The 6,649-nt window shown below is 64.4% G+C and carries 7 protein-coding genes and 1 pseudogene; 2 read left to right on the top strand and 6 right to left on the bottom strand.

Features of this window, described 5'->3' with window-relative positions:
- Positions 1-52 precede the first annotated feature (52 nt).
- Positions 53-555, bottom strand: a pseudogene (locus KBY93_RS10995) (CbiX/SirB N-terminal domain-containing protein); the annotation flags it as partial.
- Positions 556-784: 229 nt separating this feature from the next.
- On the opposite strand from KBY93_RS10995, the gene KBY93_RS10990 reads away from it, so the two are divergent.
- A complete protein-coding gene (locus tag KBY93_RS10990; protein ID WP_255094444.1) occupies positions 785-1,051 on the top strand; it encodes a CDGSH iron-sulfur domain-containing protein in 267 nt (88 codons plus the stop codon).
- Entirely contained in the window at positions 1,030-1,422 is a 393-nt protein-coding gene (locus KBY93_RS10985; RefSeq protein ID WP_315856405.1) for a VOC family protein, read from the top strand. Before KBY93_RS10990 ends, KBY93_RS10985 begins: the two co-directional genes overlap by 22 nt.
- A gap of 9 nt (positions 1,423-1,431) precedes the next feature.
- On the opposite strand, the gene KBY93_RS10980 is transcribed toward KBY93_RS10985, so the two are convergent.
- The 5 genes from KBY93_RS10980 to KBY93_RS10960 form a co-directional block, all read right to left on the bottom strand.
- Entirely contained in the window at positions 1,432-1,950 is a 519-nt protein-coding gene (locus KBY93_RS10980; RefSeq protein ID WP_255094443.1) for an HPP family protein, read from the bottom strand.
- Between the two features lie 114 nt (positions 1,951-2,064).
- Entirely contained in the window at positions 2,065-3,426 is a 1,362-nt protein-coding gene (chrA, locus tag KBY93_RS10975) for a chromate efflux transporter (protein ID WP_255094442.1), read from the bottom strand.
- A gap of 55 nt (positions 3,427-3,481) precedes the next feature.
- Positions 3,482-4,303 (bottom strand): class II glutamine amidotransferase, encoded by an 822-nt coding sequence (locus KBY93_RS10970; protein ID WP_255094440.1) that lies wholly within the window; start codon positions 4,301-4,303, stop codon positions 3,482-3,484.
- 7 nt (positions 4,304-4,310) lie between these two features.
- Entirely contained in the window at positions 4,311-5,351 is a 1,041-nt protein-coding gene (locus tag KBY93_RS10965; RefSeq protein WP_255094439.1) for a sulfate ABC transporter substrate-binding protein, read from the bottom strand.
- A gap of 103 nt (positions 5,352-5,454) precedes the next feature.
- The gene (locus KBY93_RS10960) at positions 5,455-6,516 is read right to left on the bottom strand and encodes a sulfate ABC transporter substrate-binding protein (protein ID WP_255094437.1); all 1,062 of its coding nucleotides are present in this window, start codon (positions 6,514-6,516) and stop codon (positions 5,455-5,457) included.
- Positions 6,517-6,649: the final 133 nt, after the last annotated feature.

The raw sequence follows: 6,649 nt of genomic DNA, 5'->3' as shown, positions 1-6,649 counted from the left end.
GGGAGCGGTTTTCGATCGATCCATGCCGGCCAGCAGGAGGTGGCCCATGACATCAGCCGGATGCTGGCGCTGGGAGAGGGCAGCCTGGCCCCAGGCACGGCTTGATCACACTTTTAGGCAGCCCTGGGTGGTCGGCATGGGGGTAGGGGGTGTGGATATGTTCGTGGCTCTGCGCCTGCAGATGCACTCCAGTGGGCTGGCAGGCCCCAGTGCATTTCCGCTCACAGAGCTGGCAGGGTTCGCCCAGCCCTTCTACATGGTGGTGATGGCTGTGCTTGGGCGCCCCACTTCGGTCTCGAAGCCGAGCACCTAGGCGCGTTGCTTGCAGAGGGAACAGTTCATCTGCGTGTCCCCGCGCACAACCTCCTCCAGGCGCTCGCGGAAGGTGTCGATCACCAGGGGATGGTCGCTGAGATAAGCAGCTTTGAGGAACTCCAGCTCGGGGTGGTCGGCCGCCACCCGGTCGCTGTGATGATAGATGCGGCTTACCAGCACCCCGGAGAACAGGAAGCAGGGGAACACCACGATGCTGCGAATGCCCAGGCGCACCACGTGGCCCTCGCGGGCCTGCTGGTGGCGTCGTGGGCGCCATTGAGATGACAACGATGCTCACCCTGATGCTCAAGGAGCAGCTCGGACCGGTCCACTGCGCCTACCGGGTGCGGATCCGGGGATCGCCGTCCAAAAGCCAGCGCGATCAGGCTGTTGCGGCGCCCTTCCCTCGCGAACGTCTGTGTGCCAGCTCAGACTGGGGACAGGCGTTGATTCGGGGGATTGTGCGCTGATGTCAGGGCCCGTTCCCCCAGTTGACGGCCCCCAGCCGCTTGATCTGCCCGCCGGCCGCTCCTACCTCTGCAGCTGCCGCCGCAGCCGCCAGGGCTGGTTCTGCGATGGCGCCCATCTGGGCAGTGGGCTGATTGCCCGTGAGGTTCAGCTGGAGGAGGCGGGCACCGTGCTGATGTGCGGTTGCGGCCGCTCCCGCCGCTATCCCCTCTGCGACGGCAGCCATGGTCGAGCGGCCGCAAAGCCGTGTTGGAGCTGGTGGAGATGAAGGGCTCGATCGTGCTGGCCGCCGACGATCCAGCGGCACTGGCCTGCTTCTATGGCTGCCTGCTTGGGGTGGAGCCGCAGCAGGGCCTGAGCGCCTCCCACTGGCGGGTGACCTGGCCTGCCGGCGGGTTCCTGGAGATCTATGCCCCGTCGAGCAGCCGGCCCCAGCCCCGGCAACTGGGCCGTCTGGCGCTGTGCCTGCAACGCCACGCCGATGGCGGCGCTTCCACCCAGGTGCTGCACAGCTGGATTGGGCAGGCAACAGCCCAGGGGGCATCGCTGCTCACCCCCCCGCGGCAGGAACCGTTCGGGGTGGAAGCCTGGCTGCTGGATCCCGAGGGCAACCGCCTGCTGTTGCTGGTTCAGGCCTGAGCCGCCTGATCAGAACCAGTGGTGGGGATAGGGGTCATCCCTGGGCCGCAGACGGCTGAACAGCACCGCCATCAGCGTCAGCAGCAGGGAACCCGTCAGCATCGGCATCACCACGAATCCGGGCTGGACCTTGAGCAGCACGCCCAGCAGGGCGACGGCACCGGCAGGCGGATGCAGGCAGCGCAGCAGCTGTCCCAGGGCGATCGTGACCCCAACCGCCAGGCCCATCGCCCAGGGAGTACGGCCCAGGCTTGCCACACATACCACACTCACGGCGGCCGCCACCGTGTTGCCCAACACGATGTTGCGCGGCTGGGCCAGGGGGCTGCTGGGATGGCCGAACAACAGCACGGTGGAGGCTCCGAAGGGTGCGACGACCAGGGGGTAGTGGCTCCAGGAACTGATCAGACTCAGAGCTGTGATCGCCAGCAGACCGCCCAGCCATGACGCCACGACCTCATGGAGCTCAAAGCGGGGCTGAAAGGCCCGGCCGCGCAGCCGCTGCTCCTGAATCCGGCGCCAGGCCATCAGTTTTGTAGCCGTTCATACAATTAAAGCGTTTCATGAATGGCCTCCGAGCTACCGGGAAAGCGCTGTCCAGGCCGATTCACAGGCCACTGACCACCTGAATGGCGACAGCGCTCACTCCACCAGCTGCGTCAGCAGTTGGGTTCCGGCACCGATGGCTGCAGCTGCGCCAATCACCTGCAGCACACTCCAGCGCAGTTTCACCAGGACCAGCAGGGCGAGGGCCACCACCAGTGCTGCTGCGGGATTAAGGCGTCCGTTGGGCCAGAGCACCGGTCCGGCGAAGAACACCGCCAGGCTGGCGATCACCCCCACCACTGCGGCGGTGATCGCTGTGAGCGGTGCGCCCAGGCGCAGGTCGCCGCGGCTGGCCTCCACGAGCGGCGCCCCGGCCAGGATGAATCCGAAGGAGGGAAGAAAGGTGAACCACACCGTGACCAGGGTGGCGGCGGCGGCGGCGGGCCAGCTGCCCTGGGTGCTGTTCCAGCCGCCCATGAACCCCACGAAGGCCACCACCATGATCAGCGGGCCCGGGGTGGTTTCCCCCAGGGCCAGGCCATCGACCATCTGGCCGGCTGAGAGCCAGCCGAACTGCTCAACCGCCCCCTGGGCCACATAGGGCAGCACGGCATAGGCCCCACCGAAGCTCAGCAGCGCCACCCGGGAGAAAAAGCGGGCCATCAGCGCGAGGTTGCCGTTCCAGCCGCCGGCAGCGGTGAGCAGCGCCAGGGGAATGAGCAGGGCCAATCCCCAGGCCAGCAGGGTGAGTGCCAGGCGGCGGCGGCAGAAGCGGGCGTGCTCCGGCGTCGACGTTTGGTCTCCGTGGATGGGCTCCACCTCGGACATGCCGGCGTTTGATGCTGTGGTGCTTTTGGTCTGCTGAGCCGGTGGGGCTGAATGACCTGGCACCAGCAACAGCCCCGATCGCCAGCGGCCCACCACCAGGCCGCAGAGGGCTGCGCCCACCACCACCAGTGGATAGGGAAGCTGCAACACCGCCAGAGCCAGAAACGCCGCGACGGCAATGCCGAGCAGCACGGGGGTGCGCAGGGTCCGCAGGCCCAGCCGCCAGGCCGCCACCAGCACGATCGCCAGCACGGTCGGCTTGAGAACGGCAAACACCGAAACGAGCAGGGGCAGCTGGCCCCAGAGGGCATAGACCGTGGCCAGGGCCGTGAGCACCAGCACCGAGGGGGCCAGAAACAGCCCACCGGCGATCAGGCCACCAGACACCCCATGCATCAGCCAGCCCAGATAGGTGGCCAGCTGGGTGGCCTCCGGACCGGGCAGAAGCATGCAGTAGTTGAGGGCATGCAGGAAGCGCCGCTCGCTCAACCAGCGCCGCCGCTCCACCAGCTCCCGGTGCAACAGGGCGATCTGCCCTGCCGGCCCACCGAAGCTCACCAGCCCGAGCTTCAGCCAGAAACGTGACGCCTCGCTCAGGCTCACGGCTGAGGCCTGAGAAGCCGCCGGCATGGATAGAGCTGGTGTTGGGGAGCTGGTCATGCCAGGCCGATCCGGTTCGGGGCGATCACAACCCCACTCCAACCGGATGGGGCTCTTGCTGCGGCGCTGCTGCGTTGCTGCGCTGACGGATCTCGCCGTTGATCAGCAGCATCGACTCACCCTTCTGAAAGGGGTGCCACAACTCATCGGTGGTGAGGGGCTCCGTGCTCAGGATCGTCACCACATCATGGGCTGTGGTGAGGGCGGAGAAATCCACCTGAAGGGGCGCATCGGCCAGGGTGGCAGTGCGAAAGGGGGCCCGGCGGCTGAGCCAGTGCAACCGGGTGGTGGCGGTGGCAAACAGCCACTGGCCATTGCTGATCAGGGCATTGAAGGTGCCTCGCTGGGCCAGCTGCGAGGCGCAGTTATGCAGGAGGGCAAACAGGGCACCGGCATCCTCCGGATCAACCCGGGCTAGATCGAGCTGCTCGAGGATCCAGCAGAAGGCGGCCTCGCTGTCGGTTGTGCCGAACGGGCGATAGCGAACGCCCAGGGGGATCTCGCCCTTCAGGTCGCCGTTGTGGGCCAGCACCCAGCTCTGGCCCTGCCAGGTGCGCGCGAAGGGATGGCAGTTCTCCAGCGCCACCACCCCGCGGGTCGCCTGACGGATGTGGGCGATGCTCACCAGAGCCTTGGCAGAGCTTTCAGACAGTTGATTCGCCAGGGCGGAGAAGGCGGCCGGGGCGTCCTCCCGCAGCAGGGTGAGGCCATGGCCAGTGGGGCTGAAACTGGCCAGCCCCCAGCCATCGGCGTGCTCGCCGGTGACACCACCGCGGCGACTGAGTCCCCGAAAGGAAAAGCCCATGTCGGTGGGGGTGTTGGCGTTGAGGGCCAGCAGCTCGCACATGGCCGGATCAGCGGGTTTTGGCGAAGAGACGATCCCAGAGTCCGTCTTTACCGAAGAACTCCTTGTTCACCAGGCCCCAGCCTCCGAAGTCCTGCACAGTGAAGTACTGCTTGACGGGGGCAAAGCGATCTTTGACTTGTGACCAGATCGTGGGGTTGGTGGGGCGGAATCCCTCCTCGGCAAAGATGGCCTGTGCTTCTTCTGAGAACAGATACTTGGCAAGGGCTTCTGCCGCCTTACGGGTGCCCTTTCGCTCCACATTCTTGTCTACCACGGCAACCGGACCCTCGATGCGGATGTTCACTTCTGGCACCAGGAACGGATCTTTTAGATCACCGGTCCTGGTGGCAAGGATGGCCTCGTTTTCGTAGTTCAGAAGCACATCACCCTGATCTTTCTTGAGGAACACGTCGGAGGCTTCTCGCGCATCCTTAGGCAGGTTGTCAACGTTTTTGTACACGCTGCTCACATAGGCCTCGGCCTGCTGTTGGTTGCCTCCCGTCTGGGTCACAGAGCCCCAGAGGCCCAGGAAGTTCCAGCGGGCACCGCCTGAAGTTTTGGGATTGGCTGTCACCACCGTGATGCCTGGCTTGATCAGATCGGCCCAGGAGGTGATCTGCTTGGGGTTACCCGGACGGGTCAGGAAAGCCACCGTTGAGTTGGTGATGATGCTGTTGTTGGGCAACTCCTTCTCCCAGCCGGCATCCACCAGTCCCGATTCCTCGAGCTTGAGTACGTCAGCCGAGAGGGCCAGGGTCACCACATCGGCATCGAGGCCATCGATCACCGCCCTGGTCTGGGTGCCTGAGCCGCCGTAGCTGGTTTTGATCTCCAGCTCCTGGCCCGTTTTGGCTTTCCATTCCGAGATGAACTTGGGAACGATCCGGTCGTAAGCCCCCTTGGTGACGGCGTAACTCACAAGCAGTAGCTGTTTCTGGCCGTCCGGGTCGCCATTGCCGGAGCTTTGCGGTGGCCCACCGCAGGCGGGCAGGAGGACCAGAGAGCCAGCCGCAAGCAGGGCGGAGAGGTGCTGGGGAGCATTGGTCACGTTTTCCGGTCGGAAATTCGAGGTACAGAATACCACGGTTGTCCGACCGGGGATCCGTCAATCCTGCCTGTCCTGCATCTGGCGCTCTGGTGGACGTCCTGTTTCAGCGGGTCCTGGCGAAGATCTGATCCCAGATCCCGCCTTTGCCGAAGAACTTTTTGTCGACGCCGGCCCAGCCACCGAAATCACTCACCCTGAAGAAGCTCGCGTTCTGGAATTTGCCCTTGGCATAGGCCTTGCCCTGAGGTGTCACGGGGCGGAAGCCGTTGTCCACGAAGATCTTCTGGGCCTGGGGCGTATAGAGGAACTTCACGAAGGCCTCCGCCACCTTGCGGCTGCCACGGCTATCCACCACTTTGTCAACCACGGTGACGGGCTGCTCCGTTAATACGTTGGGGCTGAACAGTTTGTACGGGGCTGACCATTCCCCTTTCTGCTTGGCCAGAATCGCTTCTGTTTCCCAGTTCAGCAGCACATCGCCCTGCTTGCGCTTGATGAACAGATCGGTGGCTTCGCGGGCGTCCTTGGGCAGCACATCGGCATTCTTGTAGACACCGGTGATGAAGCTGCGGGCCTGGGCTTCCGAGCCACCCGAGCGGGTGATGGCGCCCCAGAGGGCCAGGAAGTTCCAGCGGGCTCCGCCGGAGGTCTTCGGGTTGGCCGTGACCACGTCCACGTTTTTGTTGTCGAGGTCTCGCCAGCTATTGATTTTCTTGGGATTGCCGGGACGCACGAAGGCCACCACGGTGGAGTTGATGGGTGTGGAGTTGTTCGGGTTTTCCTTTTCCCAGCCTGGTTTGATCAGGCCTGCTTGCTGGATCTTGTTCACGTCAGCGGCCATGGCCAGGCTGACCACATCGGCTTCCAGTCCATCAATCACAGCGCGGGTCTGGGAGCCGGAGCCGCCGTAACTGCCCCTGAAGGTGACGGTCTGCCCTGATTTTTTCTTCCAATCATCAGAGAACAGCTTGAAGATTCTGTCGTAGGCGTTCTTGGTGACGGCGTAGGACACAACAGTGAGGGTCAGCGGCTTTGGTGCTTGTTGGGCCTCAGCTTGAGATGCGTCAAAGGTGGTGGCAGCCGCCACGGCCAGGGGCAGGGCAGCGAGCCCTGTCAGCAGCAGCTGCCGGCGACGCAGGGGCTCGGGGAAAGAAATCGTATCCACGGTTTATCGATAGGGAACTTGTGCAAAGTAGGCTCGTTGCCGCCTGGGCCTGAGTGGCTCGGGGCACAGAGGCATGTAGGTGTATTCCCTATCTGCTAACCGTTCTTTCTGTTAGGCTTGCCGAGCGACCTCG

This window comes from Synechococcus sp. J7-Johnson, assembly GCF_024345795.1.
Lineage (GTDB): Bacteria > Cyanobacteriota > Cyanobacteriia > PCC-6307 > Cyanobiaceae > Regnicoccus_A.
This window is presented reverse-complemented; position numbering and strand designations above follow the sequence as displayed.